Here is a 26,916-nt window from a genome sequence, read left to right as displayed (position 1 = left end):
AATCCTCACCCCGTCGATAAAAAATCGACGGGGTGAGGCGGGCGCTATCAGATGTCCCAGATCACGTTGATCGCAAAGTTGCGACCCGGCTGGGTCAGGCGGTCGATGTTGGCAGGAGCGGTCACGCCGGCTTCACCGATGCTGTCGAAGCTGCGTACATCGTCCCAGTTCCAGTACTTCTTGTCGGTGAGGTTGTAGACGCCGCCGTTGATGGTCACATCGTTGGTGACCTTGTAGAACCCGGTCAGGTCGACGATGCCAAAGCCTGGGGTCTTGAACGGTGCCTTGGTGGTGTCACCGTCTGGGGAGAAGAAGGTGGCGCTGTCGACACGGTTTTGCTTCTTGACCAGCGTCCAACTGACTAGCGCGCCGTAGCTTTCCTGTTCATAACCCAGGCCAAACACGCCCTTGAGCGGGTTGACGCTGTTGAGCGGTTCACCATTGTCATCATTACGGCCATAGGCATAGGCCACCGAGCCCTGGGTATACAGGCCCTGTGGGGCACCGAAGGCGTCGAGGTTCAAACGGCCTTTGGCCTCCACGCCCTGAATGGTGGCGCGCTTGATATTGGTGGCCTTGTACACGGCGCTGGTGGGCGATAACTGCACGGCATCTTCGTTAATGAAGTTGTCGTACTTGTTATAGAACACCGCCACGTCGAAGTTGCCCGACTCAAAGTTACCGCGCAGCCCGGTTTCAAAGCTTTTGCTGCTCTCAGGCTTGAGGTCCGAATTGGGCTCCACCACGTAGCCTTCCTGTAGGTTTTCAAAGCGTCCATACAGCGATTTGGCCGACGGGGTGCGGAAGCCTTCGGCGTATTGGCCGAACCAGGTGTAATGGTCAGTCAGGGCGTAAGTCAGGCCGAATTTCGGCGAGACGCGATGCCAGGTCTTGGGGCTGTCGTCGTGCGGGTAGATCCGGTTCGGGTCGGTGGCGTTGAGGAAGTCTTCGGTCAGCTTGGGCTTGAGCTGGGTGTAGTCATAGCGAACGCTGGGCAGGAAGGTCCAGTCGCCCCAGCTGATCTGGTCCTGGGCGAACAGCGCGTAGGTGTTGATGGTCGGGTCCGGGAAGTCGCTGGACGGTACGACTTTGTCCGAGGCCAAGGTGCTTGGGCCGCCAATAGTCGGGCAGTTGGCGCTGACGGTCAGGCACGTTGCGCTGCCGGTGCGTGAACCAGTGACTTTGGCTTGTTTGATCGTGGCGCCATAGGTCACCAGGTGATCGGTCTCACCGATGGCAAACGCCTTGTCCAGTTGGGCGTCGAGCACCCATTGTTTTTCCTCATAGAGCGTCTGCCGATTGCGCTGCAGGTTACGCGCCCCCGACACGTAGTGTTCGACCGTGGTCTGGTCGGTCTTGCCGATCTGGTAGTTGAGGCTGGTCTTGATGCGGTCGGCAAACAACGTGTCGACAGCGATGCTGTTTTCCAGGCCAAAGCGTTCGCGGGTGATGGTGTCGTTGCCCGAGCGAGCGCGGTACAGGTTGCTGTTGAACCCGGTGTTGTACGGGCCGCCCACGGCGCTTTTCTGGTTGGTGTCGCGGTCGTCCTTGTACTTCTCGTAGGTGAAGCCCAGGCGGTTGTCATCGCCATAGTTCCAGCCCAGCTTGGCCAGCACGTTGGTGGTGCGTGCGTCTTCCGGGTTGGCGCCGGTGCGGTTCAGGCCGGTGACGTTGTTGCCGTCGTAGGTTTCGGTCTCGTGGCCGTTGCGCTGGCTCAGGTGCAGCAAGCCGTCGAAGTCCTGCACGCGACCGGCGATGGTGCCGGAGGTCAGCCAGCTTTCGTCGGCGGAGCTGTAGCCGGTTTTCAGGCGGGCGTCCACGTCCTGGCCGGGCTTGATGATGTCGTCGGGGTCGAGGGTGAAGTAGCTTACGGCGCCGCCGATGGCGCTGCTGCCGTAAAGGGCCGAGGCCGGGCCGCGCAGGATCTCGACGCGCTTGACGATTTCCGGATCGACGTAGTTGCGGCGGGTTTGCGCATAGGGGCCATTGGAGAAGTGGTCGGGCACTTCGACGCCATCGACCTGGGTGAGGATGCGGTCGCCGTCGATGCCACGGATATTGAACCCGGCATTACCGGAGCGCGTGCCGGCACCGCCCACGGAAACACCGGGCTCGTAGCGCACCAAGTCGCGGCTGTTGCCCGCGTTGAGGCGGTCCAGTTCCTGGCGATCGTGCACGCTGACGGTGCTCGGTACGCTGGTGACATCCTGTTCATGACGGGTGGCGCTGATGGTCACCTGTTGCAGGTTGAGGGTGCTGCCGGCGGCGCGCTTTTCCAGGACGATGCTGTTGCTGCCCATTTTGCGGTAGCTCAGGTTGGTCCCCACCAACAGCTGGTCCAGGGCTTTTTCCGGCGACAGCGGGCCACGTACGCCAGGGGACGACACACCCTGGCCCAGCTCTGCCGGCAGGCCGACTTGCCAGCCGGTCACGGTAGTAAAGGCGTTAAGTGCCGAGACCAGCGGCTGCTGTTCGATGCTGAAGTTGTAGTTGCCATGGCTGCGCGACGCAGGTTCAGCGGCGCTGGCGCTCATCACCGGCGCCCCCGCGAGCAGGATGGCAGCGGTCAGCAAGGACAGGACGGGCAAAGGAGACCGGCGGTTGAAACAAGAGGACATCGAGAGCGCTCCGGGGTACGAATCTTTTTAGTTGCGAACTGAACAAATAGGAATCAGTTGCATTGGCTAAGACGAGACGTACCGTCGGCGGTTATCGAGTAAAAATAATTCTCATTTAGTTCAGGATCACCAAAGCGGGGTATTCGGTGAGCTTGGCCGAGGTGATGTGGGCCAGGGAGCGCACCACGTCCAGCGGCTGGTCGAGGCGGTAGTTGCCGGTGACGGCTGTGCTTGCGAGTTGATCGTTGGTGTTGACGATCCAGCCCGGGTAATAGCGACGCAACTCGGCGAGCACTTCGCTCATCGGGCAGTTCTCGAAGATCAGTCGGCCTTGCACCCAGGCCAGGTCCTTGTTGGCATCCAGCTTGGCGGGTGGGCTGAAGCCTTTGGGGCCGACGCGGATACTTTCTCCAGCACTCAGGCGCACACGGGCGTCGTCGAAGGTGTTGCTCAAGTCCACGTTGCCGCGCTGCACCTGCACTTGCGCCTCGCCATTGAGGTAGCGCACGGCAAAGTCGGTGTCACGCACGCTGGCGCGCACCGGGCCGGCGTCGATTTCCAGGGGCAAGCCGTGGTTGGGCATGATTTCGAAAAACGCTTCGCCTTGATACAGCCGGGCGATGCGCTGGTGGTCTTTGATGCTGCTGGAAAACGCCGAGTTGGTGTTGAGCAAGACTTTGGCGCCATCGTCCAGTTGCAGGCGCTGGCGCTCGCCCACCACGGTGAGGTGGTCGGCTTGCAGGCGCACCGGCAGGTTGCTGAAGCTGAACAGGCCGATCAGCAGCACCGCGGCGGTGGCCAAGGGCTTCCAATGGGGTTTGATCCGCCGCCAGGCACTCGGCTTGCGCGGCGCCGCCAGGGCGACGGCGGCACTGTGTACCGGCGCGCCACCCCAGGCGGCCTGGGCCTTGGCGAAGGCGTCAACGTGGGCCGGGTCGCTCGCCAGCCAGGTTTCGAATTCGGCCTGTTGCCCAGCTTGCGGGCACTGCAAGGCGATCAGCCAGTCGAGGGCTTGGTCCATAGCCTGGTCTTGCAACACCTCATGAGCCAGCTCATGGGGGGGCAGTTTGTTCGGGTCCGTCACGGTGTGCCTCGGGTCTTCGCCACGTTTTACTCAACTGTCCTACAACTCTGGTCGAATGAAGCTTACGACCGATCCAACCTTTGGGCCACACCTACGCAGATGGCCATGATCAATTTCAGTTCCTTTTGCACCGTGCTCAAGGACACTTCCAACTGATCGGCAATCTCCTGGTAGCTGCACCCATGCAGGCGGCTGAGGATAAAGATCTGCTGTTGGCGGGCGCTCAACTGGCCCAGGCTGACACTCAGGTGCTCGAGCATTTGCTCGGCTTGGGTCGCGTCTTCGGGGGTGCTGATAGGGGCGGCGACGCTTTGCAGCACGTCCAGCGGCACATCTTCCTGCAGTGTGCGGGCCTGGATCCTGCGCGAGCGCAGGTGATCCAGCGCCAGGTTGCGCGCGGTTTGGTAGACGAAGGGTTCGAGGTGATCGATAGGCCGCTCACTCAGGGCCCGGGTGACGCGCAGGTAGGTTTCCTGCAACAGGTCCTCGGCGGTGCTGTGGTTATTTACCATGCGCTGCAAGGTGCGTAGCAGAATCACCCGTTGGGTGAGAAAGACTTGGTTGAAGCGAGATTGGCTCACAGTGATACCAGACCGATTTGCAGTTAATGATAATGCTTATCATCAACGCAAATTGCAAGGCACACTTTTGAGGGTTGACGCAGGACAAATGTGGGAGCGGGCTTGCTCGCGAAAGCAGTGGGTCAGACAAAGCATCTATAACTGACAGACCGCATTCGCGAGCAAGCCCGCTCCCACACAAGCCCGCTCCCACAGGGAATCTCTATTGGGCCGTTATTCGGCGTTACACAACGCCAGGCAGTTATCCAGCATGCGATTGGAGAAACCCCACTCGTTGTCGTACCAGGCCAGCACTTTCAGCAATTTGCCACTGACTTTGGTGTGATTGGCATCGAAAATCGACGACAGCGGGTTGTGGTTGAAGTCGCTCGAAACCAGCGGCAGGGTGTTGTAGCCCAGGATCGTCGAGTGCTGGCTGGCTTCCTTGAGCAGTGCGTTGACCTGTTCGGCACTGGCTTCTTTCTTCAGTTGTACGGTGAGGTCCACCAGCGATACGTTGATCACCGGTACACGCACGGCCATGCCGGTCAGCTTGCCCGCCAGTTCCGGCAGCACCAGGCCTACCGCTTCGGCGGCGCCGGTCTTGCTCGGGATCATGTTCTGGGTGGCCGAGCGCGCGCGGTACGGGTCGGTGTGGTAGACGTCTGTCAGGTTCTGGTCGTTGGTGTAAGCGTGAATGGTGGTCATCAGGCCGCTTTCGATGCCCAGTTCGCGATGCAGCACCTGGGCGACCGGTGCCAGGCAGTTGGTGGTGCACGAGGCGTTGGAGATGATCTGGTGGGATTGGCGCAGAATGTCGTGGTTCACGCCGTAGACCACAGTGGCGTCCGCGCCCTTGGCCGGTGCGGAAATGATCACCTTGCGTGCGCCGGCGGTAATATGGGCGGCCGCCTTGTCACGGTCGGTGAACAGGCCGGTGCATTCGAACACCACGTCGATCTTGTGCGCAGCCCACGGCAGGTCGGCGGGGTTGCGAATGGCACTGACGGCGATCCGGTCACCATTGACGGTCAGGCTTTCCTGATCGTGGGCGACCTCTGCTTCGAAAGTGCCATGCACGGTGTCGTATTTGAGCAGGTGGGCGTTGATCGAGCTGTCGCCCAGATCGTTGATGGCGACGATCTGCAGATCCTGGCGGTAGCCTTGGGTATACAGTGCGCGCAGGACATTACGGCCAATACGGCCAAAACCATTGATTGCGATACGAAGAGTCATTGGAAAGTGCCTGTCGTCGATTTGTTGTAAGAATTACAAGATTATTCGCATAAAAATAGAAAACAAGCCTTTTTAGTGGCAATATTTTGTTCAATCTACAACGAGTGACCTGAATCAACTGGTCCGATTGGTCAAGTAACACCCTGCCAACCTCTTCGCGGCGGGCGTTTGACCAGCATAGACACTCAGGTCGCCACATCCGTTAGCCTGGAGTTCTACACATGCATCCCCGCGTCCTTGAGGTCACCGAACGGCTTATCGCCCGTAGCCGCGCCACCCGCGAGGCTTACCTTGCGCTCATTCGCGGCGCAGCCAGCGACGGTCCGATGCGCGGCAAGCTGCAATGCGCCAACTTTGCCCACGGCGTGGCCGGTTGCGGCACTGAAGATAAAAATAGTCTGCGAATGATGAATGCCGCCAACGTGGCAATTGTTTCGTCATATAACGACATGCTCTCGGCGCACCAGCCGTACGAACATTTCCCCGAACAGATCAAGAAAGCCCTGCGTGAAGTCGGTTCGGTTGGCCAGTTCGCCGGTGGCACTCCCGCGATGTGCGACGGCGTAACCCAAGGCGAGCCGGGCATGGAGCTGAGCCTGCTCAGCCGTGAAGTGATTGCCATGTCCACGGCGGTAGCGCTGTCCCACAACATGTTCGACGCCGCGCTGATGCTGGGCATCTGCGACAAGATCGTTCCCGGCCTGATGATGGGCGCGTTGCGCTACGGCCACCTGCCGATGATCTTCGTACCCGGCGGCCCGATGCCGTCCGGCATCTCCAACAAACAGAAAGCCGATGTGCGCCAGCGCTACGCCGAAGGCAAGGCCACCCGCGAAGAGCTGCTGGAATCGGAGATGAAGTCCTACCACAGCCCTGGCACCTGCACCTTCTACGGCACCGCCAACACCAACCAGTTGCTGATGGAAGTGATGGGCCTGCACCTGCCGGGCGCCTCGTTCGTCAACCCGTACACGCCGTTGCGTGATGCGCTGACCCGCGAGGCCGCACACCAAGTCACGCGCTTGACCAAGGCCAATGGCAGCTTCATGCCGATCGGCGAGATCGTCGATGAGAAGTCCATCGTCAACTCCATCATCGCCCTCAACGCCACCGGCGGTTCCACCAACCACACCCTGCACATGCCGGCCATTGCCATGTCGGCGGGGATCATTTTGACTTGGGACGACATGGCCGACCTCTCCGAGGTGGTGCCGACCCTGTCCCACGTGTATCCAAACGGCAAGGCTGATATCAACCACTTCCAGGCAGCGGGCGGCATGTCGTTCCTGATCCGCGAACTGCTCGAAGCCGGCCTGCTCCACGAAGACGTCAACACCGTGGCCGGCAAGGGCTTGAGCCGCTACACCCAGGAGCCGTTCCTGGTGGACGGCGAGCTGATCTGGCGCGACGGCCCTATCGAAAGCCTCGACGAAACCATCCTGCGTCCCGTGGCCCGTGCATTCTCACCGGAAGGCGGCTTGCGCGTGATGGAAGGCAACCTCGGCCGTGGCGTGATGAAAGTCTCCGCCGTGGCCCCTGAGCACCAGATTGTCGAAGCACCGGCGGTGGTGTTCCAGGACCAACAAGACCTGGCTGATGCATTCAAGGCCGGCCAGCTGGAAAAAGACTTTGTCGCAGTGATGCGCTTCCAGGGCCCGCGCTCCAACGGCATGCCCGAACTGCACAAGATGACCCCGTTCCTCGGCGTGTTGCAGGACCGCGGCTTCAAAGTGGCGTTGGTAACAGACGGGCGCATGTCCGGCGCCTCGGGTAAGATTCCCGCCGCTATCCACGTCAACCCCGAAGCCCAGAGCGGCGGGCCGCTGGCGCGGGTGCGCGATGGCGATATCATTCGCGTCGATGGCGTGAAGGGCACCCTGGAGCTTAAGGTGGACGCCGAAGAATTTGCAGCGCGCGCGCCTGCCACGGGCCTGTTGGGCAATAACGTGGGAGCCGGTCGCGAGCTGTTTGCATTTATGCGCTTGGCCGCAAGCTCCGCAGAGCAAGGCGCCAGCGCCTTTACCTGTGCCTTGGAGACGCTTAAGTGAAGCTTGCGCTGGTCGGTGACATCGGTGGAACCAACGCCCGTTTTGCGTTGTGGCGGGACCAGGAGCTGCATTCGATCCGCGTGCACGCCACGGCGGATCATGCCAGCCCTGAGGACGCGATCAAGGTTTACCTCAAGGAAGAAGGCCTGCAAATCGGCGACATCGGCGCCGTGTGCCTGTCGGTGGCAGGTCCCGTGAGTGGCGATGAATTCAAGTTCACCAACAACCACTGGCGCCTGAGCAAGACAGCGTTTTGCAAGACGTTGCAGGTGGATGAACTGCTGTTGGTCAACGACTTCTCGGCCATGGCCCTGGGTATGACCCGCCTCAAACCCGACGAATTCCGCGTGGTCTGCGAAGGCACGCCGGAACCGTTGCGCCCGGCGGTGGTGATCGGTCCGGGCACCGGCCTGGGCGTTGGCACCCTGCTGGACCTGGGCGCTGGCCGCTTTGCCGCGCTGCCGGGGGAGGGCGGCCATGTCGACCTACCCCTGAGCAGCCCGCGTGAAACCCAGCTGTGGCAGCACATCCACAGTGAAATCGGCCACGTCAGCGCCGAAACCGCCTTGAGCGGTGGCGGCTTGCCGCGTTTGTACCGGGCTATTTGTGCGGTGGATGGGCACACGCCGGTGCTGGACACACCGGAAGCCATCACGGCCGCAGGCCTGGCCGGCGACCCGGTGGCGATGGAAGTATTGGACCAGTTCAGCATCTGGCTCGGCCGGGTAGCGGGCAACAATGTGCTGACCACCGGTGGACGCGGCGGTGTGTATATCGTGGGTGGCGTGATACCGAGGTTTGCCGACTTCTTTATCAACAGTGGTTTCGCCAAGAGCTTTAGTGACAAGGGCTGCATGAGTGACTACTTCAAGGGTATTCCTGTGTGGTTGGTGACGGCGCCGTATTCCGGGTTGACTGGGGCTGGAGTCGCGCTCGAACAGGCTTTTGCGTAGGCACTTATGGCCTCATCGGGAGCAAGCCCCCTCCCACAGTTGATCGGGTTCACACGGTCAAAATGTGGGAGCGGGCTTGCTCGCGAAGGGGGCCTCAAGGGCAACAAATGACTTAAGCTTGGCCATAACAACAAGGAGGCCCCCGTGAGCGTAATCAGTAAATCCATTCTCCTCGTCGACGACGACCAGGAAATTCGCGAATTGCTGCAAACCTACCTCAGCCGCGCCGGTTTCCAGGTACGTGGCGTGCCGGATGGTGCGGGGTTCCGCCAGGCGATGAACGAGGCGCCGTGCGACCTGGTGATCCTCGATGTAATGCTGCCGGACGAAGATGGCTTCAGCCTCTGCCGCTGGATTCGCCAACACCCGCGCCAGGCGCAGGTGCCAATCATCATGCTCACCGCCAGCTCTGACGAGACCGACCGGGTGATCGGCCTGGAGCTGGGCGCCGACGATTACATCGGCAAACCCTTCAGCCCCCGCGAGTTGCAAGCACGCATCAAGGCCCTGTTGCGCCGTGCCCAATTCGGTCAGGAGCGCAGCGGCAGCAGCGACGTGTTGGTGTTCGACGAGTGGCGCCTGGACATGATCAGCCACCGCTTGTTTCACGAGGATGGCGAAGAAGTGATCCTCTCCGGTGCCGACTTTGCCCTGCTCAAGTTGTTCCTCGACCACCCGCAACAGATCCTCGACCGCGACACCATCGGCAACGCCACCCGTGGCCGTGACCTGATGCCGCTGGACCGTATCGTCGACATGGCCGTGAGCCGCCTGCGCCAACGCCTGCGCGATACCGAAAAGCCACCGAGGCTGATCCGCACCGTGCGTGGCAGCGGTTACCAACTGGCAGCCAGCGTGGTTGCCGGCAATGCGCACTGAGCAACTGGGCGAACACCTGAGCGAACGCCGCCGGCGTTTTCCGGTACCGCGCTCGTTGCTGGGGCGCATGTTGCTGCTGACCTTGCTCGCGGTGTTGTTCGCCCAGGCGCTGTCCAGCGTGATCTGGGTCTCGCAACTGCGTGCCACCCAACTCGAAGGGCTGGTCACCAGCGCCCGCAGCCTGGCGCACTCGATGACCGCCAGCGTGAGTTATTTCCGTTCATTGCCGGTTGCCTATCGCCCGTTGGTGCTGGACCAATTGCGTAGCATGGGCGGCACGCGTTTTGTCGTAACCCTCAACGACCGTCCGCTGGACATGCAGGTGCTACCGGAAACACCGCGTAAACAGGCGGTGCTGGTGGCCGTGGATGAAGTGTTGCGCCAGACGTTGGGCGCTGATGTGCATATCTCGGTGGAGTTCGTCAGCGCTGAAGACCTGCGTATCTTCAACGCCGGCTTGAAACTCGATGAATTGCCACGCTCCTGGGCCCATTACGCACTGACCCTGGAGCCGGTGAATCCGCCGGTGTTGGTCACCCAGATCCAACTGGCGCCCGGCGAGTGGTTGTACATTGCCTCGCTATTGCCCGAGCCCTACACCAGCCTTGAAGAGCAAGGCCTGCCGTCCCAGCAAGTGTGGTTTATCGTGCTGACCAGCGGCTTTTTGCTGCTGTTTATCGGTCTATTGGTGCACTGGCAAAGCCGGCCGCTCAAGCGTTTGGCGCGGGCAGCGCGGGACATGTCCCTGGGCGCCGACGTAGAGCCGGTGGCCGAAGGCGGCGGCAGCGAAGTGGTGGAAGTGGGCCGCGCCTTCAACGCCATGCGCGAACGCATCAGCCGTTACCTCACCGAACGCAGCCAACTGTTCAGCGCGATCTCCCACGACTTACGCACGCCCATCACGCGCCTGCGCCTGCGGGTGGAGCTGTTGGAAGACGAGAACCTGCAAATCAAATTCGGCCGCGACCTGGATGAGCTGGAGTTGTTGGTCAAAGGCGCGCTGCAATGCGTGAAAGACACCGACATCCACGAGAACATCGAGCCGGTGGACCTCAACCATGTGCTCGATTGCCTGGTGGAGCCGTACCTTGCGCCCCACGGCAATGGCCGTGTCACCCAGCACGGGCGCGCACTGGTCACCTACCCTGGCAAACCGCTGGCGCTCAAGCGCTGCATTGGCAACCTGATCGACAACGCCTTGAAGTACGGACAGAACGCCCATTTGCATATCGAGGACGACGGTGCTGAGTTCATCCTGCATGTGGATGACGAAGGTCCAGGCGTACCGGAGCAACGGTTGGAGCAGGTGTTTGAACCGCATTTCCGCCTGGCCGGGCAGCAGCAGGGTTATGGCTTGGGCTTGGGTATTGCGCGCAATATTGCTCACAGCCATGGGGGGGAGGTGAGTTTGCAGAATTTGCGGGAGGGAGGCCTACGGGTCACCTTGCAATTGCCGCGTGGCTTGGACTAGAGATCGCCGCTCCCACATTTTTGATCTCTGTTTAATCAGAGGGTTTGGCGCAGACGAGCCAAGTCTCGCAAGGGCGGCGCGCCGAATAACCGGCTGTATTCCCGACTGAACTGCGACGGGCTCTCATACCCCACCCGATACCCCGCCGCCGAGGCTTCCAAGCCTTCGGCAATCATCAACCGCCGCGCTTCCTGCAAGCGCAGCTGCTTTTGATACTGCAACGGGCTCATGGCAGTGATCGCCTTAAAGCGGTGGTGCAAAGTCGACACGCTCAGGTTCACTTCCTTGGCCAGGTCGTCGATGCGCAGCGGCTGTTCATAGTTGCCGTTCAACCACGTGATCGCCTGGCTTACTCGATGGCTCTGGCTGTTGGCCACGGCAATTTCATACAGCCGGTAGCCCTGCGGCCCACGCAACAGGCGGTAGAGAATCTCGCGGTTGATCAACGGTGCCAGCATCGCGATGTCTTTGGGCGTGTCCAGCAATCGCGCCAGGCGCAGTACCGCGTCGAGCAGTTGGGTGTCGATACGGTCCACATACATCCCGCGAGAAGTCGGCCGCGACGGCACACCCATGGGACCTGCCTCGGCGATCAGTGCCGTGAGCTGCGCCGGGTCGATATTGATGCGCACCGACAGGTTCGGGTCTTCGGCCGTGGCCTCGATGATGCGCCCAGCCACCGGCATGGCCACCGAAAACACCAAGTAGTTGAGCGGGTCGTAGGCAAAGATCTCGTCGGCCAGGCGCACTTCCTTGCTGCCACTGGCGAGGATGCACAGCGCAGGCTCCACCAGCACCGGCATGAAGTCACGTGGCGCGTTGTGGCGGTTGAGGTACAGCGAGGTGACAGCGGTGCCGTAGGAACCATCCTCCCACGTATGCCGGTGCACGATACTGGCCAGTTCGGCGCGCTGCTTTTCCATCTCGGCATCGAGGGGAATGGACGGGTGATCAGGCGACGACATGGGGTGTCCTCTACAGGCTTTTTTGATGAGGCAAGCTTAGCGGCGGCTTTTCCAAAAGTGGTAGGTCGATTCTGCACAATCCTTGCCTGATCCTGCGCCATAGCGTGAATCAGGCAAGCGCGCGTGCTGTCATCTCTCTGAAACAAGGCGTTTAACCGTGGAATAAAACCAGGGGCACCCACGTCCCCTCTACGCTTCTGGCAGGATTGTGCAATAAGCCAGCAGGAATCGACTAACCGTAGTCACCTGCGCGCCGCTATCGTTGATCCTGTGGCAACACACCCTCACCGTGCTTGCCGAGCATCACTTCTCAACGGGAGAGTCGCACATGTCCACCCCCATTCCCGCGAGCCATATGGCCTTTATCCGTGCCCGTACCGGGTGCAGCACCGAACTCGGTGCACGCTTGAGCAGTTTGATCGAACCGGGCCGCCAGGCTCAGGGCTGCCTGCAATTCTCGTTGCAGCATTCCCAGGTTGACCCCGATGTGTGGCTGGTCTCGGGTTTTTGGAGCAGCGAGCAGGCCATGAGCGCCTACTTCAACTCGCCGGCGCTGATGATCTTTACCGAGCTGTTGAATGACATGGTGGTGCGCAGCATGGACTTCCAGACCTTCACCGATGCATCCGCCGCCCATGCCTATGGCGAGTACCTGCAATTGGCGGGTTAGAATGGCCGCCTTTCCATTGTCCAGGACCTGCAACATGGCACGTAAAGAGTTTGCCCACCACGAAGCCGTTTCCGCCGTAGTGCCGGGAGAAGGTGGCTACAGCGCCGCCGTCGCCGTCAAGGCACTGGATGGCATGGGCGCACCGCGTTTTCACAAGATCCTTGATGGGCAGACGTTCAAGACGGCGTCTGATGCCGATGATGCGGCTGCGTTGCAGCTTGAACGCTTGGTTGATGTGGATGAAGAGGGCCAGTTGGCTTGGGCAACTGCCTCAATCTAAACAACACCGCCGCTCCCACATTTTTTACTGTGTTTCAGTCAGGGGCGGCTGACACCCGGGCGATACATCTTGAACAGTGCCTCCGGCCCCAACTGGAAGTAATCCGCCGGCCCACCCCCGCGCAGAATCGGCTCTGCCGCCGCCGTGTCGTAAATGCCATCCTTGAGCAGCCATTTGGCAATGTGCACCGCTACCACCTCACCCAGCACCAGCCAGCTCGGCACCAGCGCCTTGTCGGCTCGCTGCAACTGAATGATCTGCGTCACCTTGCATTCAAACGCCACCGGGCTCTCGCCCACCCGTGGCACACTGATGATTTTCGAGGCCACCGGCGTCAGCCCGGACAGCTCGAACTCATTCACCTCAGGTGCTACCGCTGCACAGCTTTGGTTCATTTGCTCGGCCAGCGGACGGGTCGCCAGGTTCCACACAAACTCGCCGGTCTGTTCGATGTTGTTCAGGCTGTCTTTGCGCCCGACACTGGAAAAACCAATGATCGGCGGAATGTAGTTGAACGCATTGAAGAAACTGTAGGGCGCCAGGTTCAGGCGGCCCTCGCTGTCCTGTGACGAGATCCAGCCAATCGGGCGTGGGCCGACGATGGCATTGAAGGGGTCATGGGGCAGGCCGTGGCCGTTGGCGGGTTCGTAGAAATGAATGTCGTCAGGCATGGCCGGGGTTCCTGCGGTTGAGTTCAGTGAAGCCGCCATACTGCAAGGCATGGCGGCGGATTTCCATCAACGATATGGAATTTTCATACAGCGCCCACCTATTTTTCACAGCTCCACGTTCAGTCTGCGGCCAATTGAATGACTGCGCTTCGGAGCCTCCCACCCCATGAATAAACTTCCTCAGATCACCCTCGCGTTCTGGGTCATGAAAATCTGCGCAACCACCCTGGGCGAAACCGCCGGGGATTTGCTCTCGATGACCCTGAATGTCGGCTATGCCCTCAGCTCGATGATCCTGATCAGCGTGTTCCTGGTCACGTTGGTGACGCAGCTGTGGTCGAAAACCTACAACCCGGTGCTGTACTGGATCGTGATCCTGTCCACCAGCACCGCCGGCACCACCATGTCGGACTTCATGGACCGCACCCTGGGCCTGGGTTACGCCACGGGCTCGATGATTCTGATCGTGATCCTGATGATCATTTTTGCGATGTGGCACCTCAGCGGTGATTCGCTGAACGTGAACAAGGTGCAGACCTTTCGTGGGGAACTGTTCTACTGGATGGCAATTCTGTTTTCCAACACCTTGGGTACGGCGTTGGGGGACTTCCTGGCAGACGACTCGGGGCTTGGTTTTGCCGGCGGCGCCTTGCTGATCGGCTCGACCATTGCAGCCGTGGTGGCGCTTAAGTACTTCACGCAGATCTCGTCGGTGTTGTTGTTTTGGGTGGCGTTTGTGTTGACCCGGCCGTTTGGCGCGACCTTGGGGGACTTCCTCACCAAGCCCCATGAAAAGGGCGGGCTGGATTTCGGCACCATTGGCTCGTCGGCGGTGTTGGCGGCGGTGCTGGTGGTGATGATTGCCGGGGCGGCGTATGCGCAGCGGCGGTATGGACCTGACCGCATTAGCCAGGCGACACAAAACTAAACTGTGGGAGCGGGCTTGCTGTGGCGAGGGAGCTTGCTCCCGCTGGGCTGCGAAGCGGCCCAAGATTTTGGGAGCGCTCCGCACTCCAGCGGGAGCAAGCTCCCTCGCCACAAAAGCCCGCTCCCAGCGTTTTTAGTCGGTGGTAATCCGCGAATGTTTGCGGGTGTCCTTCATGGTCACATAAACCAGCAGCGACACCGCGATACACCCAGTCACGTACCAGTAATACCCGGTCTCCATGCCAATGCTCTTGAACCACAGCGCGATGTATTCAGCCGTACCACCGAAGATCGACACGGTCAGCGCATACGGCAGGCCTACGCCCAGTGCACGGATCTCGGTAGGAAACAGCTCGGCCTTCACCACGGCGTTGATCGAGGTGTAGCCGCTGACGATGATCAGCGCGGCCATGATCAGGAAGAACGCGCCCCACCAGGTCTGGATGGTGTGCAGGGTGGTGAGGATCGGCACGGTGAACAGCGTACCCAGGATGCCGAAGGCGATCAGGATTGGCCGACGGCCGATTTTGTCTGACAGCCCACCTACCAGGGGTTGCAGGCACATAAACAGAAACAGCGTCGCCGCCGAAATGGTGGTGGAGTCAGAAATGCTCATGCCGACGGTGTTCACCAGGTATTTCTGCATGTAGGTGGTGTAGGTGTAGAAGGCCAGGGTGCCGCCCATGGTCAGGCCGACCACGGTCATCAGTTCCTTGGGGTGACGCATCAAGGTGCGCATCGCGCTTTCCTTGGCTTTTTCCTTCTTGGTGAACGACTCGGTTTCTTCCATGCCGCGACGCAGATAAAGAGCGACCACTGCGCACAGGGCGCCGATGGCGAACGGGATACGCCAGCCCCAGGCGTACAGTTGCTCGGTGGTGAGCAGCTGTTGCAGCACAATCAGCACCGCCAGGGCGATGAGCTGGCCGGAGATCAGGGTTACGTACTGGAAGCTGGAGTAGAAACCACGGCGTTCCTTGGTGGCCATCTCGCTGAGGTAGGTGGCGGAGGTGCCGTATTCGCCGCCCACCGACAACCCCTGCAGCAAGCGGGCAAACACCAGCAGGATCGGCGCACCGATACCGATGATTTCATAACCTGGGCTCAGGGCAATCAGCAGCGAGCCGAAGCACATCAGGTACACCGAGGCCATCAGGGCTTTTTTACGCCCGACTTTGTCGGCATAGAGGCCCATCAGCCAGCCACCGATGGGGCGCATCAGGAAGCCCACGGCGAAGATCGCAGCAGTGTTGAGCAGTTGGGCGGTAGTGTCGCCTTTCGGGAAGAAGGTCTTGGCGAAATACAGAGAGAAGGCGGCGTAGACGTACCAGTCGTACCACTCGACCATGTTGCCGACGGAACCACTGAAAATCGATTTGATGCGGCTGGAAGTGGTGCGCTCTTTCGTCGGCGCGGCCGCCGACCCCAGAGGCAGGGCGTTGGAGTTATCCATTGAAGGATCCTTCATTTAGTTGTTTTTATGGAGCGTGCCGGGGCACAGCCTGGCTGGGGCTATAGCAGGAGCTGTGCCAAGTAGATGAAGGCCCTGAATAGAGGGCTTGGGGGATTTTTTTGAGCGGAATGTTGCTGATGATTCTTGGGTGACGAGCGGAAATCCGCTTATGGCTGCTGGCCTCATCGCAGGCAAGCCAGCTCCCACTCTTGAATGTGTTCACAGATCAAAATGTGGGAGCCGGGCTTGCCCGCGATGGCGGCCTGGCAGGCACCACAACGGGCTATCTAGAGAAAAGTCTCCCTCACCAACCCATGCCGCTGCATCTTCTCATTGAAGGTCCGCCGTGGCAGTTGCAGCTCCGCCAACACCGCCTTGATATCGCCTTTGTGCCGGGTCAGCGCCGCTTTCAGGCAATGTGCCTCAAAGGCCTCCTGCTGCGCCGCCAACGATTGCCCGGCTTCGATTCCTTCCGGCTCCGGATCGCCCAGCCCCAGCACTTGGCGTTCGGCGAAGTTGGCCAGTTCTCGCACGTTACCCGGCCAGTCATGGCCGAGCAGCCGCCCCAACTGCGCGCCGCTCAAGGGCTCGACACTGCGCCCCAGGCGTTCACCAGCGCTGTGGGCAAAGTGTTCGAACAACAGCGGAATGTCTTCGCGCCGCTCGCGCAAGGGTGGCAGGCGCAGTTGCGCGACGTTCAGCCGGTAGGCCAAGTCTTCGCGAAAACGCCCGGCGCGGGCTTCTTCCAGCAGGTCTGGTTTGGTCGCGGCGATGATGCGCAAGTCCACATGGATGCTTTGATTGGAGCCCAGCCGTTCCAGCTTCTGTTCCTGCAACACCCGCAGCAGTTTCACTTGTTGGGCCAGGGGCATGCTTTCGATTTCATCGAGGAACAAGGTGCCGCCGTGGGCATATTCCAACTTGCCGATGCGCTTGCCCTGAGCGCCGGTGAACGCGCCGCTCTCATGGCCGAACAACTCGGCTTCAAACAATTGCTCGGGGATCGCCGCGCAGTTGAGCGCCACGAAGGGCTTTTTCGCCCGAGGGCCAAAGTCATGCAGGCAGCGTGCGACCAGTTCCTTGCCGCTGCCGGTTTCGCCACGGATCAGTACGTTGACCGGCAAGCTCGCCAGGTCCAGCACCTGGCGGCGCAGGTTCTGCAAACCCCGGGACACGCCTAGCAGCGTCGACTCCAATTGCGTGCGATGGTCGGCTTGTTGATGCAGGCGGCGGTTTTCCAGGATCAGCCCGCGCTTGTCGAGGGCGCGGCGCAGGCTGTTGAGCAGGGCGTCAGGGCTGAAGGGTTTTTCCAAGAAATCGTAGGCACCATCGCGCATGGCTTCGACCGCCATCGGTACATCACCGTGGCCGGTGAGCAGGATCACCGGCAGGTCGGCATCGCGGCGGCGAACTTCGGCCAACAGTTCCAGGCCGCTGAGCCCGGGCATGCGCACATCGCTCAGGATCACGCCAGGGAAGTCCTTGGGTAATTGCGCCAGGCATTGCTCGGCGCGGCTGAACAGCTGCACCTCGAACCCCGACAGGCTCAGCCATTGCTCCACGGCCGTACGAATACTGGCTTCGTCATCGACCACAATCACCGCGTTCAACATAGGTCGGGTGTCTCCAGCGCGATGGGCAAGGTCAGGGTAAACACGGCGCCGTCGCCACGGTTACCGGCGATCAGGCGCCCGCCCAATTCATGCACGATGGCGTAAGACACTGCCAGCCCCAGGCCAAGCCCATCGCCCACCGGTTTGGTGGTGAAGAATGGGTCGAACACACTGTTCAGGTGCTCCTCGGCAATGCCGCCACCGCTGTCGCTGACGGTCAACACCCAAAGCTGCTGGTCGGCATGCAGACGTATCTCCAGGCGTTTGCGCGGCTTGTCGGCCATGGCGTCGAGCGCATTACGCAGCAGGTTGATCAGCACTTGCTCCAGGCGGATCGCGTCGCCGCGCACCCAGGCCGGGCGGGTCAGGTCGAGTACGACGCCAATGCCTTCATCGCGCAGTCGAGCGTCGAGCAAGTGCAGGGATTGGTCGACCACCAGCGCCAGGTCCAACCGCTCGCGCAGGCCGCTGGGGCTTTTGCGCGCGAAGGTCTTGAGGTGACCGGTGAGCGCGGCCATGCGCGTGAGCATTTCGTCCAGCGGGGTGAGGGCCTTGTAGGCATCGTCCACGCGACCGTGGTCCAGCAGCAGGCGCAAGGTGGCCAGTTGCATGCGCTGGGCCGTCAGCGGTTGGTTGATCTCATGGGCGAGGGCGGCGGACATCTGCCCCAGCGCCGCCAGCTTGGCCGATTGCACCAGGCCGTCCTGGGCGGTGCGCAGCGCCTGGGTGCGCTCTTCCACCAGTTGCTCCAGCTCTTCGCGGCTGCGCTGACGCAAACGGGCCAGGCGCCAGCGTTGGGTCAGGAACAGCACCAGGAACACCAGCGCCAGCCAGGAGCCTGCGGCAGCAAGCCCCGCGTTGCGTTGGTCCTCAAAGGCGAACTGCGGTTTGCGCAGCAGGTGCAGGGTCCAGCCCTCAGCTTTGAGCGGCAGCGATTCCCAGATGTAATTGGCGTTGCCGTCGGGACCGTTGACGCGCATCAGGTGGCTGTTGTCGTCAAAGCGTTGCAGTGGCTGGGTCTCCAACGGTTGCAGTTGTTTCTTGTCGTATTGGCGAGTGGCCTTGAGTTCGGCCAAGTCGTTGTCCGACAGTGGTCGCAGGTTGCGGTAACGCCAGCCCGGTTGGTTGGCGATAAACACAATGCCCCGCGCGTCGCTGACCAACAGTAGGTCGTTGCCCTGAGCCCATTCGCGTTCAAGCTCGGGGAACTCCAGCTTGACCACCATGGCGCCGAGGAACTGCTCGTGTTCATCCACCACGGCGCTAGAGAGGAAATACCCAGGTACACCCGTGGTCACGCCCACGGCAAAAAAGCGCCCGGTGCCTTGGCTCAAGGTCTGGCTGAAATACGGCCGGAATGCATAGTTATGCCCGACGTAACTGCTAGGCAGGTTCCAGTTGCTGGCAGCCACGGCCAGGCCGGTGCGGTCCATCAATTCCAGGGTGGATGACTGCGCGGCACCGTTGATGCGCTCCAGCTTGCGGTTGAGCACGTCCTGGGTGGTGGCATCCAGCGGACCTTTCAAGGCGCTGATCATTTCCGAGTCCAGCGCCAGCACGGCGGGCAGGGCACGGTAGCGTTCGATCAGGGTGTGCAAGGAGTTGCCGTACAGCATGAGTTGCTGATTGGCACGGGCGGCGTCGTCCACCAGGGCTTGGCGTTCGGCATGGCGGGTGGCCAAGGCTGCGGCCAGCAGTGCGCCGGCGATGATCAGCAAGGAATAGAAGGTCAAGCGCAGGGGGCGAGGGATCACGATCATACGGTGATGAACAGGCGCAGTAAGGGGAGTGCACCATACCATGCGCCATAAAAAAGGCGACTGGGCCATGGGGCTGCAGTCGCCTTTATCCGTGCGGGGAAGCGCTTACTGCACTTCTACCGCCAGGCTTTCACTGATCTTTTTCTGCCAGATGGCAGGACCTGTGATGTGTACGGATTCGCCCTTGCTGTCCACCGCAACGGTGACCGGCATGTCTTTGACGTCGAACTCGTAGATCGCTTCCATACCCAGCTCGGCGAACGCGACAACGCGGGACTTCTTGATGGCTTGCGCCACCAGGTAAGCGGCGCCGCCAACGGCCATGAGGTACACGGCCTTGTGGTCCTTGATCGCTTCGATGGCGGTCGGGCCGCGCTCGGATTTGCCGATCATGCCCAACAGGCCGGTTTGCTCCAGGATCTGACGGGTGAACTTGTCCATCCGCGTTGCCGTGGTCGGGCCTGCCGGGCCAACCACTTCTTCGCGCACCGGATCAACCGGGCCGACGTAGTAGATAAAGCGACCCTTGAGGTCCACCGGCAGGGTTTCACCTTTGTTCAGCATCTCGACCATGCGCTTGTGCGCGGCGTCGCGACCGGTGAGCATCTTGCCGTTGAGCAACACGGTTTCGCCCGGCTGCCAGCTCTGCACTTCTTCCGGGGTCAGGGTGTCGAGGTTGACGCGGCGGGCCGATGGGCCGGCTTCCCAGACGATTTCCGGGTAGGCGTCTAACGGTGGCGCTTCCAGCGACGCCGGGCCCGAACCGTCGAGCACGAAGTGCGCGTGACGGGTGGCGGCGCAGTTGGGGATCATGCACACCGGCAGGGAAGCTGCGTGGGTTGGGTAGTCCATGATCTTCACGTCGAGCACGGTGGTCAGGCCACCCAGGCCCTGGGCGCCGATGCCCAGTTGGTTGACCTTCTCGAACAGCTCCAGGCGCATCTCTTCGATACGGTTCTGCGGGCCGCGCTTTTTCAGTTCGTGGATGTCGATGGACTCCATCAACACTTCCTTGGCCATGACGGCGGCTTTCTCGGCGGTGCCGCCGATGCCGATGCCCAGCATGCCCGGTGGGCACCAGCCGGCGCCCATGGTCGGAACGGTCTTCAAAACCCAGTCAACGATCGAGTCGGACGGGTTGAGCATGGCCATTTTCGACTTGTTCTCGGAGCCACCGCCCTTGGCCGCCACGTCCACTTCCACGGTGTTACCCGGGACGATGGAATAGTGGATGACCGCCGGGGTGTTGTCCTTGGTGTTTTTACGCGCGCCCGCCGGGTCGGCGAGGATGGATGCACGCAGGACGTTTTCCGGCAGGTTGTAGGCGCGACGCACGCCTTCGTTGATCATGTCGTCCAGGCCCATGGTGGCGCCATCCCAACGTACGTCCATGCCTACGCGCACGAACACGGTGACGATACCGGTGTCCTGGCAGATCGGGCGATGGCCGGTGGCGCACATGCGCGAGTTGATCAGGATCTGGGCGATGGAATCACGGGCCGCTGGCGATTCTTCGCGCAGGTAGGCTTCGTGCATGGCCTGGATGAAATCAACGGGGTGGTAGTAGGAAATGAATTGCAGGGCGTCGGCAACGCTCTGAATCAGGTCGTCTTGCTTGATCACGGTCATGAGTCGCGCTCCTCTATAAGGGAACATTCAATAAAGGTGGGCTCAGTGGGGTGTATCGGTCGGCTGAGTCCACCTTTCCAAGGCACGCCAAAATGCTGCAGGCGCGACGCTAAAAAGGCGCGGCAGTATAACCCGGCGCGGTGGCCGATACACCCGACTATGGTCAAACTGTCGCAGGCATGATTCCCTGTGCCCATCCCCTGAGATTGAGTCCTTTATATGCCTGAACTGCACGTCGGCGAACGCCACTGGTCGGTCCCCACCGGCAGCAATCTGCTGGATGCGCTGAACCAGGCGGGTGTGGCCGTGCCCTACAGTTGCCGTGCCGGCAGTTGCCATGCCTGCCTGGTACGGTGCCAGGGCGAAGTCGAGGACAAGCAGCCCGATGCCTTGAGCCCTGCGCAGCGTCAGGAAGGCTGGCGGCTGGCGTGCCAGTGCCAGGTCAGCGGGGATGTGCGGGTCGAGACCTATGATCCGACGCGTGACGGTCTGGCGGCGCAAGTGGTAGGGCTCGATTGGTTGAGTCCGACGGTGCTGCGCCTGCGTCTGCAACCGGAACGTGGCCTGCGTTACCGCGCCGGTCAGCACGTGGTGGTGTGGGCAGGCAAGGTGGCGCGGCCGTATTCGCTGGCGAGCTTGCCCCAGGAAGATGCGTTCCTGGAGTTTCACCTCGATTGCCGGCTGCCCGGCGAATTCAGCGATCGCGCTCGGCAGTTGCAGGTTGGCGACAGTTTGCGTCTGGGCGAACTGCGGGGTGGCGCGTTGCAATATGATCCGGACTGGCAAGCCCGGCCGCTATGGCTATTGGCGTCCGGCACGGGGCTTGGTCCTCTTTGGGGTGTGTTGCGTGAGGCCTTGCGCCAGGATCATCAGGGCGATATTCGTGTGATTCACCTGGCCCATGATGCGGGCGGGCATTATTTGGCCGAACCCCTGGCGCAATTGGCTGCGCAGCATTCAAACGTGTCAGTGGCACTGTGGACAGCGGCCGAGTCGGCCCAGGCATTGGCGCAACTGCGGCTTGTTTCGCGGCAAACGCTGGCCTTACTCTGCGGACACCCCGTCCATGTCGAGGCCTTTTCCAAGCGCCTGTTCCTGGCGGGACTGCCGCGCAATCAACTGCTGGCCGATGTGTTCCTGCCCCGTGGTTGAGCGCTGAATTCCACAGCCACGAGATTTGCCATGACCGATGCCATTTTGCAGCACCGCGAAGGCGGGCTGCTGACCTTGCAGCTCAACCGCCCGGACAAGAAAAACGCCCTGACCCGTGCCATGTACACCCAATTGGCCGAGGCGCTTGAACAGGCTGATGCGGATCCCGGTGTGACTGCGGTGCTGATCCACGGCAGTGCTGACTGCTTCACTGCTGGCAACGACATTGGCGACTTTCTTGAGCAACCGCCCAGCGACCTCGAGAGCCCGCCGTTTCATTTTATGAAGAGCCTGCTTAACTGCCGCAAACCGGTGATTGCCGCTGTGGCGGGAGCCGCGGTAGGGATCGGTACGACACTGCTTTTGCATTGCGATTTGGTCTATGTCAGCCACGATGCGCGTTTGCGGATGCCGTTCGTCAACCTGGGGCTGTGTCCTGAATTTGGATCGAGCCTGATTTTGCCGCGCTTGCTGGGGCATGCGAAAGCGGCTGAGTTGTTGCTGTTGGGCGAAGGCTTTACCGGCGAGCAGGCGGCGGCGTGGGGGATTGCCACCGAGGCGTTGGGCAGTGGTGAAGCGGCGTTGGCCAAGGCGCGAGAAGTGGCAGGACGTTTTGAAACGTTGGCGCCGGGGGCGGTGCAGGTGACTAAGCAACTTATGAGGAGCGTGGATCGTGAGCAGTTGCGGCAGGTGATCGAGGAGGAGGGTGCGCTGTTTACCCTGCGGTTGAAGTCGCCAGAGGCGGTAGCGGCGTTGTCGGCCTTTGTGGCCCGGCGATGAAGGTAGGCTGACTGATCGGACCTCATCGCGGGCAAGCCCGCTCCCACAGGGGACCGCGATTAAACTGTGGGAGCGGACTTGCCCGCGATGAGGTCCTCTGCCGCCACACAAAGACACCAGGCATAAAAAAGCCCCGAACCAGTCGGGGCTTTTGATTTTCAGCGCGTCACTCAGACCTGCGGGTCGCCCACATGCAGGATCTTCATGCCGTTGGTGCCACCAGTGGTGTGGTAGCTGTCGCCCTTGGTCAGGATGACCCAGTCGCCTTTTTCCACGACGCCACGCTTGACCAACTCGTCGATGGCCGCTTGGCTGACTTCATTGGGTGCCAACGAAGCCGGGTCGAACGGCACGGTGTACACGCCACGGAACATCGCCGCGCGAGCCTGGGCTTCGCGGTGTGGGGTGAACGCGTAGATCGGCACCGAGGAACGGATGCGCGACATGATCAACGGTGTGTAGCCACTTTCGGTCAAGGCGATGATCGCTTTAACGCCAGGGAAATGGTTGGCCGTGTACATGGCGGCCAGGGCAATACTCTGGTCGCAGCTTTCGAACTCTTTGCCAATACGGTGGCTGGAGGTCTTGCTGGTCGGGTGCTTTTCAGCGCCGACACAGATACGTGCCATGGCTTGTACCGCTTCCAGCGGGTACGGGCCAGCAGCGCTTTCAGCCGAGAGCATCACGGCGTCGGTGTAGTCGAGCACGGCGTTGGCCACGTCGGACACTTCGGCGCGGGTCGGCATCGGGTTCTGGATCATCGACTCCATCATCTGGGTCGCCACGATTACCGCTTTGTTGTGGCGGCGTGCGTGCAGGATGATCTTCTTCTGGATACCGATCAGCTCGGCGTCACCGATTTCCACGCCCAGGTCACCACGGGCAACCATGACGGCGTCGGAAGCCTTGATCAGGCCGTCGAGGGTTTCGTCATCGGCCACGGCTTCTGCGCGTTCGATTTTGGCTACCAGCCAGGCGGTACCGCCGGCTTCGTCGCGCAATTTACGGGCGTATTCCATGTCGGCGGCGTCGCGAGGGAAGGACACGGCGAGGTAGTCCACTTCCATTTCGGCGGCGAGCTTGATGTCGGCCTTGTCTTTTTCAGTCAGGGCCGGTGCGGTCAGGCCACCACCACGACGATTGATACCTTTGTGGTCCGACAGCGGGCCACCGATGATCACGGTGCAGTGCAGTTCAGTCGGGGTGGCGGTGTCGACGCGCATCACGACGCGACCGTCGTCCAGCAGCAGTTCGTCGCCGACGCCGCAGTCCTTGACCAGGTCCGGGTAGTCGATACCTACGACTTGCTGGTTGCCTTCGGTCAGCGGGTGGCTGGTGGAGAAGGTGAACGGGTCACCGATCTTCAGCTCGATACGTTTGTTGGCGAATTTGGCGATACGGATTTTCGGGCCTTGCAGGTCACCCAGCAGTGCCACGAAGCGGCCGTGCTTGGCGGCCAGGTCACGCACCAGCTTGGCGCGAGCCTTGTGCTCGTCCGGGGTGCCGTGGGAGAAGTTCAGACGGGCGACGTCCAAACCAGCCAGAATCAGCTGTTCGAGGACTTCCGGCGAGTTACTGGCCGGGCCAAGGGTGGCGACGATTTTGGTACGACGGACGGACATGCACAGACTCCTGAGTTCAAGCGCTGGGGAAGGCTACTATGCTCTTTCGTTGTAGTCATTGTTCGTTTGCACTACTTATCGACGATTGACTTGTTTTCGCGGTGGCCAATTGCGAACAACCTTGAAGATTTTCGACGAGGGGTCGATACATTGCACAAGACAGGAGAACCCTCATGCGAATTTTGCTCGTTGCTGCCCTGGCCGTCAGTGTTGTCGGCTGCACCCGCTGGTCGATGGACCACCATTTGAATAACGCTTATCGCGCCTACAAAGTCGGCGATTGCGAGCGCGTCACCCTGGAATTGTCCCAAGTCGACCGTGAGAGCCGCACTCGGCGTTATGTACAACCAGAGGTTTCGATGTTGCGCGGGCAATGCCTGGAGCGTCAGAAATTGTTCGTCGACGCGGTGCAAACTTACCAATTCATCATTAATCAGTACCCTTCGAGTGAGTACGCCTACCGTGCCCGTGCACGGCTCGATACCCTGCAACAACTGGGGCATTACCCCGGTGCGAGCGTCGCTCAACCGCGTCCGGCCTCCTTGTAATGATATTTGTCATTCTATAACTGGCCTGCTGCCAGTCTTGGTCTATCCTTTGAATGTTCGTTTGTACAAGTTTCTATTCGAACGAATGCGGGGCCCGGATTCGGCAGCAGTCTAGTGACAAAACGCTGTCTTTTGTCGCACCGAGATCCAGGGAGAGCGAGCGGTTCTGCTCGTTCCGAATCACTGGCACGGCCAGAGTCATGGCCATAGGATGGCGATCTCACCATGTTTACCGACCGACGGATCGAGCGGCATCAGTTACCTTACTTTCTGCAAGTGTTTAACCGCCTCACCGACAAGCCCATAGGCTTTTTGGGCAACGTCTCGGAGGAGGGGCTGATGCTTATCAGCCAGTTGCCCATGATGGTCGACGTGGACTTCGAGCTACGTTTGAAGATTCCAGGGGCAGACGGCACCTTCCATGCAATTGACCTCACGGCGACTTGTCTGTGGAGCCATGAAGATATCAACCCGCAACATTACGATTCAGGGTTCAGCGTGCACCAGGCGCCCGAGGAATACGGGCAACTGATTAACGTCTTGTTGAATTACTTCAGTTTTGACCCTCTCCAGGCTTCTGCCTAGTTCCTGCGCGTCGTAGGCCCGGTTTGGGTGTTGTTTGCCCTCACCGTGGTCATGCGTTGACGCCCGAATTTCTGCATTCACAATACACCGGCTTTCTTCCAGCCCAGGTAGCGCGTGACCAAGGCCTCGCCAAGGTTAGAAGGCAAGGTATCCAGCACTGAAAGCCCGTGAGCGTTCAAGCGATCATGCAATTGGTCCCGAGTATTTAGGTAATCGACGGTGCCGCTGTATACCAAGGCTTCGGGCAGGGTTTGTACAGGCGACAGGCGCAGTTGATCGAGTACTTCTTCGCGCAAGCTGGCTACAAGCACCCGATGTTGTCGGCCTATACGGTTCACTGCTGTCAGTAATGCCTCATCGTCCTCATCCCGAAGGTTGGTGACCACGATCACCAGTGCCCGACGTTTCTGCCTGGCCAATAGTTGGCTGGCGGCCGCCTGGTAGTCAGCGGCTCGGCGAGTGGTGTCCAGGTCATAGACCGCGTTGAGCAACAGGTTCAATTGGCTACTGCCCTTGACCGGCGCCAGGTAGCGTTGCTGCTCGCTGGCGAAGGTACACAACCCCACCGCGTCGCCCTGGCGCAGGGCGACGTAGCTCAGCAACAGGCAGGCGTTGAGGGCGTGGTCAAAATGTGACAGCTCATCGTCCTGGCTGCGCATGCGTCGGCCGCAATCGAGCATGAATACAATCTGCTGGTCACGCTCGTCCTGGTATTCCCTGGCGATGGGGGTGCGTTGGCGTGCGGTGGCCTTCCAGTCGATCTGGCGCAGGCTGTCGCCTTCGCGAAATTCGCGCAACTGATGAAACTCCATCCCAAGGCCACGTCGTTGGCGTTGATGCACCCCCAACTGGCTCAGCCAGTTATCCACCCCCAGCAACTGTGCGCCGTACAGGCGGGCAAAGTCCGGGTAGACACGGGTAGTGTCGCCGACCTCGATAAAACGCCGCGCAGACCAAAGCCCCAAAGGACTAGGAAGGTGGATTTCACAGCGGGTGAATGTGAAGTGACCGCGCCGCACAGGGCGCAAACGATAGCCCAGTTCACTGCGTTCACCGGGGCGCAGTTCGATGGCCTGGGGCATGTTTTCCACGGTCAGCCCGTCGGGAGCATGGTCGAACACGTGCACCGTCAGCGGCTGCGGGTAGTCATGCTCCAACGTCAGGCGCACTTCGCCCCAACGCCCCAGTGCCAGGCTGCCTGGCACTTTTCGTTGCACCCGCACCGATGGCCGGCGACGAAGGCGTATGGCATCCAGCAGGGTCAGCAGCAACAGGGCCAGTAGCAAACCCCACGCCACCGAATGCAACGTGTCGGGCACCTTGAACTGCAATGCTGCCGCAGCGCCCAGCAAGGTGTTCAAGCCCAGCAGTACGCCAAGCCAACTCAGCAGTAGACGGGTTGGTTTCATGGG

The 26,916-nt window shown here is 60.8% G+C and carries 23 protein-coding genes; 11 read left to right on the top strand and 12 right to left on the bottom strand.

From position 1 onward, the window contains the following. Positions 1 to 47: 47 nt before the first annotated feature. From ACLD1Y_RS12080 to gap, 4 genes are all read right to left on the bottom strand, one after another. On the bottom strand, positions 48 to 2,618 hold the full coding sequence (locus tag ACLD1Y_RS12080; protein ID WP_429478202.1) for a TonB-dependent receptor: 2,571 nt from the start codon (positions 2,616 to 2,618) through the stop codon (positions 48 to 50). 115 nt (positions 2,619 to 2,733) lie between these two features. After that, complete coding sequence (locus tag ACLD1Y_RS12075; protein WP_429478201.1) at positions 2,734 to 3,702, bottom strand: FecR family protein; 969 nt, start codon at positions 3,700 to 3,702, stop codon at positions 2,734 to 2,736. A 62-nt stretch (positions 3,703 to 3,764) separates the two neighbouring features. Beyond that, the gene (locus ACLD1Y_RS12070; RefSeq protein WP_429478200.1) at positions 3,765 to 4,283 is read right to left on the bottom strand and encodes an RNA polymerase sigma factor; all 519 of its coding nucleotides are present in this window, start codon (positions 4,281 to 4,283) and stop codon (positions 3,765 to 3,767) included. A gap of 213 nt (positions 4,284 to 4,496) precedes the next feature. After that, positions 4,497 to 5,498, bottom strand: a complete 1,002-nt coding sequence (gene gap, locus ACLD1Y_RS12065; protein ID WP_429478199.1) for a type I glyceraldehyde-3-phosphate dehydrogenase — start codon at positions 5,496 to 5,498, stop codon at positions 4,497 to 4,499. Between the two features lie 221 nt (positions 5,499 to 5,719). On the opposite strand from gap, the gene edd reads away from it, so the two are divergent. The 4 genes from edd to ACLD1Y_RS12045 all read left to right on the top strand — a co-directional run bounded on the left by edd (position 5,720) and on the right by ACLD1Y_RS12045 (position 10,849). Next, positions 5,720 to 7,546, top strand: coding sequence for a phosphogluconate dehydratase (gene edd, locus ACLD1Y_RS12060; protein ID WP_429478198.1), 1,827 nt, complete (start codon positions 5,720 to 5,722; stop codon positions 7,544 to 7,546). Next, a complete protein-coding gene (locus ACLD1Y_RS12055) occupies positions 7,543 to 8,499 on the top strand; it encodes a glucokinase (RefSeq protein ID WP_429478197.1) in 957 nt (318 codons plus the stop codon). The genes edd and ACLD1Y_RS12055 overlap by 4 nt, the downstream gene beginning before the upstream one ends. Before the next feature lie 144 nt (positions 8,500 to 8,643). After that, positions 8,644 to 9,378, top strand: coding sequence for a response regulator (locus ACLD1Y_RS12050; RefSeq protein WP_429478196.1), 735 nt, complete (start codon positions 8,644 to 8,646; stop codon positions 9,376 to 9,378). Further along, the gene (locus ACLD1Y_RS12045) at positions 9,368 to 10,849 is read left to right on the top strand and encodes an ATP-binding protein (RefSeq protein WP_429478195.1); all 1,482 of its coding nucleotides are present in this window, start codon (positions 9,368 to 9,370) and stop codon (positions 10,847 to 10,849) included. The genes ACLD1Y_RS12050 and ACLD1Y_RS12045 overlap by 11 nt, the downstream gene beginning before the upstream one ends. Before the next feature lie 35 nt (positions 10,850 to 10,884). Here the strand turns inward: ACLD1Y_RS12045 and ACLD1Y_RS12040 are convergent, their stop codons facing one another. Then, positions 10,885 to 11,814, bottom strand: coding sequence for an AraC family transcriptional regulator (locus tag ACLD1Y_RS12040; protein WP_429478194.1), 930 nt, complete (start codon positions 11,812 to 11,814; stop codon positions 10,885 to 10,887). Between the two features lie 328 nt (positions 11,815 to 12,142). On the opposite strand from ACLD1Y_RS12040, the gene ACLD1Y_RS12035 reads away from it, so the two are divergent. Both ACLD1Y_RS12035 and ACLD1Y_RS12030 read left to right on the top strand, forming a co-directional pair. After that, positions 12,143 to 12,484, top strand: coding sequence for an antibiotic biosynthesis monooxygenase family protein (locus ACLD1Y_RS12035; protein ID WP_016975490.1), 342 nt, complete (start codon positions 12,143 to 12,145; stop codon positions 12,482 to 12,484). Positions 12,485 to 12,518: 34 nt separating this feature from the next. Further along, entirely contained in the window at positions 12,519 to 12,764 is a 246-nt protein-coding gene (locus ACLD1Y_RS12030; RefSeq protein WP_429478193.1) for a hypothetical protein, read from the top strand. A 38-nt stretch (positions 12,765 to 12,802) separates the two neighbouring features. Here ACLD1Y_RS12030 and ACLD1Y_RS12025 read toward each other — a convergent pair whose 3' ends face one another. Further along, on the bottom strand, positions 12,803 to 13,435 hold the full coding sequence (locus tag ACLD1Y_RS12025) for a flavin reductase family protein (protein ID WP_429478192.1): 633 nt from the start codon (positions 13,433 to 13,435) through the stop codon (positions 12,803 to 12,805). 166 nt (positions 13,436 to 13,601) lie between these two features. On the opposite strand from ACLD1Y_RS12025, the gene ACLD1Y_RS12020 reads away from it, so the two are divergent. After that, positions 13,602 to 14,363, top strand: coding sequence for a COG4705 family protein (locus ACLD1Y_RS12020; RefSeq protein ID WP_429478191.1), 762 nt, complete (start codon positions 13,602 to 13,604; stop codon positions 14,361 to 14,363). A 132-nt stretch (positions 14,364 to 14,495) separates the two neighbouring features. Here the strand turns inward: ACLD1Y_RS12020 and ACLD1Y_RS12015 are convergent, their stop codons facing one another. The 4 genes from ACLD1Y_RS12015 to ACLD1Y_RS12000 all read right to left on the bottom strand — a co-directional run bounded on the left by ACLD1Y_RS12015 (position 14,496) and on the right by ACLD1Y_RS12000 (position 20,817). After that, entirely contained in the window at positions 14,496 to 15,815 is a 1,320-nt protein-coding gene (locus tag ACLD1Y_RS12015; RefSeq protein WP_429478190.1) for an MFS transporter, read from the bottom strand. Positions 15,816 to 16,102: 287 nt separating this feature from the next. Next, entirely contained in the window at positions 16,103 to 17,428 is a 1,326-nt protein-coding gene (locus tag ACLD1Y_RS12010; RefSeq protein WP_429478189.1) for a sigma-54-dependent transcriptional regulator, read from the bottom strand. Continuing rightward, positions 17,422 to 19,188, bottom strand: a complete 1,767-nt coding sequence (locus tag ACLD1Y_RS12005; protein WP_429478188.1) for an ATP-binding protein — start codon at positions 19,186 to 19,188, stop codon at positions 17,422 to 17,424. Before ACLD1Y_RS12005 ends, ACLD1Y_RS12010 begins: the two co-directional genes overlap by 7 nt. Positions 19,189 to 19,293: 105 nt before the next feature. Further along, positions 19,294 to 20,817, bottom strand: coding sequence for a fumarate hydratase (locus ACLD1Y_RS12000; protein WP_016971118.1), 1,524 nt, complete (start codon positions 20,815 to 20,817; stop codon positions 19,294 to 19,296). Between the two features lie 219 nt (positions 20,818 to 21,036). Here ACLD1Y_RS12000 and ACLD1Y_RS11995 point away from each other — a divergent pair, with 219 nt between their 5' ends. Beyond that, complete coding sequence (locus tag ACLD1Y_RS11995) at positions 21,037 to 21,969, top strand: iron-sulfur-binding ferredoxin reductase (protein WP_429478187.1); 933 nt, start codon at positions 21,037 to 21,039, stop codon at positions 21,967 to 21,969. Positions 21,970 to 21,999: 30 nt separating this feature from the next. Then, positions 22,000 to 22,749: an enoyl-CoA hydratase-related protein gene (locus tag ACLD1Y_RS11990; protein ID WP_429478186.1), complete on the top strand. Its 750-nt coding sequence runs from the start codon at positions 22,000 to 22,002 to the stop codon at positions 22,747 to 22,749. 170 nt (positions 22,750 to 22,919) lie between these two features. Here the strand turns inward: ACLD1Y_RS11990 and pyk are convergent, their stop codons facing one another. Further along, positions 22,920 to 24,371: a pyruvate kinase gene (pyk, locus tag ACLD1Y_RS11985; protein ID WP_124524970.1), complete on the bottom strand. Its 1,452-nt coding sequence runs from the start codon at positions 24,369 to 24,371 to the stop codon at positions 22,920 to 22,922. A gap of 173 nt (positions 24,372 to 24,544) precedes the next feature. On the opposite strand from pyk, the gene ACLD1Y_RS11980 reads away from it, so the two are divergent. Beyond that, on the top strand, positions 24,545 to 24,919 hold the full coding sequence (locus ACLD1Y_RS11980; RefSeq protein ID WP_071496513.1) for a hypothetical protein: 375 nt from the start codon (positions 24,545 to 24,547) through the stop codon (positions 24,917 to 24,919). A 225-nt stretch (positions 24,920 to 25,144) separates the two neighbouring features. Then, positions 25,145 to 25,504: a PilZ domain-containing protein gene (locus tag ACLD1Y_RS11975; RefSeq protein WP_429478185.1), complete on the top strand. Its 360-nt coding sequence runs from the start codon at positions 25,145 to 25,147 to the stop codon at positions 25,502 to 25,504. A gap of 77 nt (positions 25,505 to 25,581) precedes the next feature. On the opposite strand, the gene ACLD1Y_RS11970 is transcribed toward ACLD1Y_RS11975, so the two are convergent. Next, positions 25,582 to 26,913, bottom strand: a complete 1,332-nt coding sequence (locus ACLD1Y_RS11970) for a DUF58 domain-containing protein (protein ID WP_429478184.1) — start codon at positions 26,911 to 26,913, stop codon at positions 25,582 to 25,584. Positions 26,914 to 26,916 lie beyond the last annotated feature (3 nt).

Source organism: Pseudomonas sp. 18175 (assembly GCF_050432925.1).
In the GTDB taxonomy this organism is placed as follows: domain Bacteria; phylum Pseudomonadota; class Gammaproteobacteria; order Pseudomonadales; family Pseudomonadaceae; genus Aquipseudomonas.
The sequence above is the reverse complement of the archived record's forward strand: the minus strand, read 5'-3'. Positions and strand labels throughout refer to the sequence as shown.

Coding starts and splice junctions, on each gene's coding strand:
- ACLD1Y_RS12080 (WP_429478202.1), bottom strand. CDS start 2,618: ATGTCCTCTTGTTTCAACCGCCGGTCTCCTTTGCCCGTCCTGTCCTTG.
- gap (WP_429478199.1), bottom strand. CDS start 5,498: ATGACTCTTCGTATCGCAATCAATGGTTTTGGCCGTATTGGCCGTAAT.
- edd (WP_429478198.1), top strand. CDS start 5,720: ATGCATCCCCGCGTCCTTGAGGTCACCGAACGGCTTATCGCCCGTAGC.
- ACLD1Y_RS12045 (WP_429478195.1), top strand. CDS start 9,368: ATGCGCACTGAGCAACTGGGCGAACACCTGAGCGAACGCCGCCGGCGT.
- ACLD1Y_RS12040 (WP_429478194.1), bottom strand. CDS start 11,814: ATGTCGTCGCCTGATCACCCGTCCATTCCCCTCGATGCCGAGATGGAA.
- ACLD1Y_RS12035 (WP_016975490.1), top strand. CDS start 12,143: ATGTCCACCCCCATTCCCGCGAGCCATATGGCCTTTATCCGTGCCCGT.
- ACLD1Y_RS12030 (WP_429478193.1), top strand. CDS start 12,519: ATGGCACGTAAAGAGTTTGCCCACCACGAAGCCGTTTCCGCCGTAGTG.
- ACLD1Y_RS12025 (WP_429478192.1), bottom strand. CDS start 13,435: ATGCCTGACGACATTCATTTCTACGAACCCGCCAACGGCCACGGCCTG.
- ACLD1Y_RS12020 (WP_429478191.1), top strand. CDS start 13,602: ATGAATAAACTTCCTCAGATCACCCTCGCGTTCTGGGTCATGAAAATC.
- ACLD1Y_RS12015 (WP_429478190.1), bottom strand. CDS start 15,815: ATGGATAACTCCAACGCCCTGCCTCTGGGGTCGGCGGCCGCGCCGACG.
- ACLD1Y_RS12010 (WP_429478189.1), bottom strand. CDS start 17,428: ATGTTGAACGCGGTGATTGTGGTCGATGACGAAGCCAGTATTCGTACG.
- ACLD1Y_RS12005 (WP_429478188.1), bottom strand. CDS start 19,188: ATGATCGTGATCCCTCGCCCCCTGCGCTTGACCTTCTATTCCTTGCTG.
- ACLD1Y_RS12000 (WP_016971118.1), bottom strand. CDS start 20,817: ATGACCGTGATCAAGCAAGACGACCTGATTCAGAGCGTTGCCGACGCC.
- ACLD1Y_RS11995 (WP_429478187.1), top strand. CDS start 21,037: ATGCCTGAACTGCACGTCGGCGAACGCCACTGGTCGGTCCCCACCGGC.
- ACLD1Y_RS11990 (WP_429478186.1), top strand. CDS start 22,000: ATGACCGATGCCATTTTGCAGCACCGCGAAGGCGGGCTGCTGACCTTG.
- pyk (WP_124524970.1), bottom strand. CDS start 24,371: ATGTCCGTCCGTCGTACCAAAATCGTCGCCACCCTTGGCCCGGCCAGT.
- ACLD1Y_RS11980 (WP_071496513.1), top strand. CDS start 24,545: ATGCGAATTTTGCTCGTTGCTGCCCTGGCCGTCAGTGTTGTCGGCTGC.
- ACLD1Y_RS11975 (WP_429478185.1), top strand. CDS start 25,145: ATGTTTACCGACCGACGGATCGAGCGGCATCAGTTACCTTACTTTCTG.
- ACLD1Y_RS11970 (WP_429478184.1), bottom strand. CDS start 26,913: ATGAAACCAACCCGTCTACTGCTGAGTTGGCTTGGCGTACTGCTGGGC.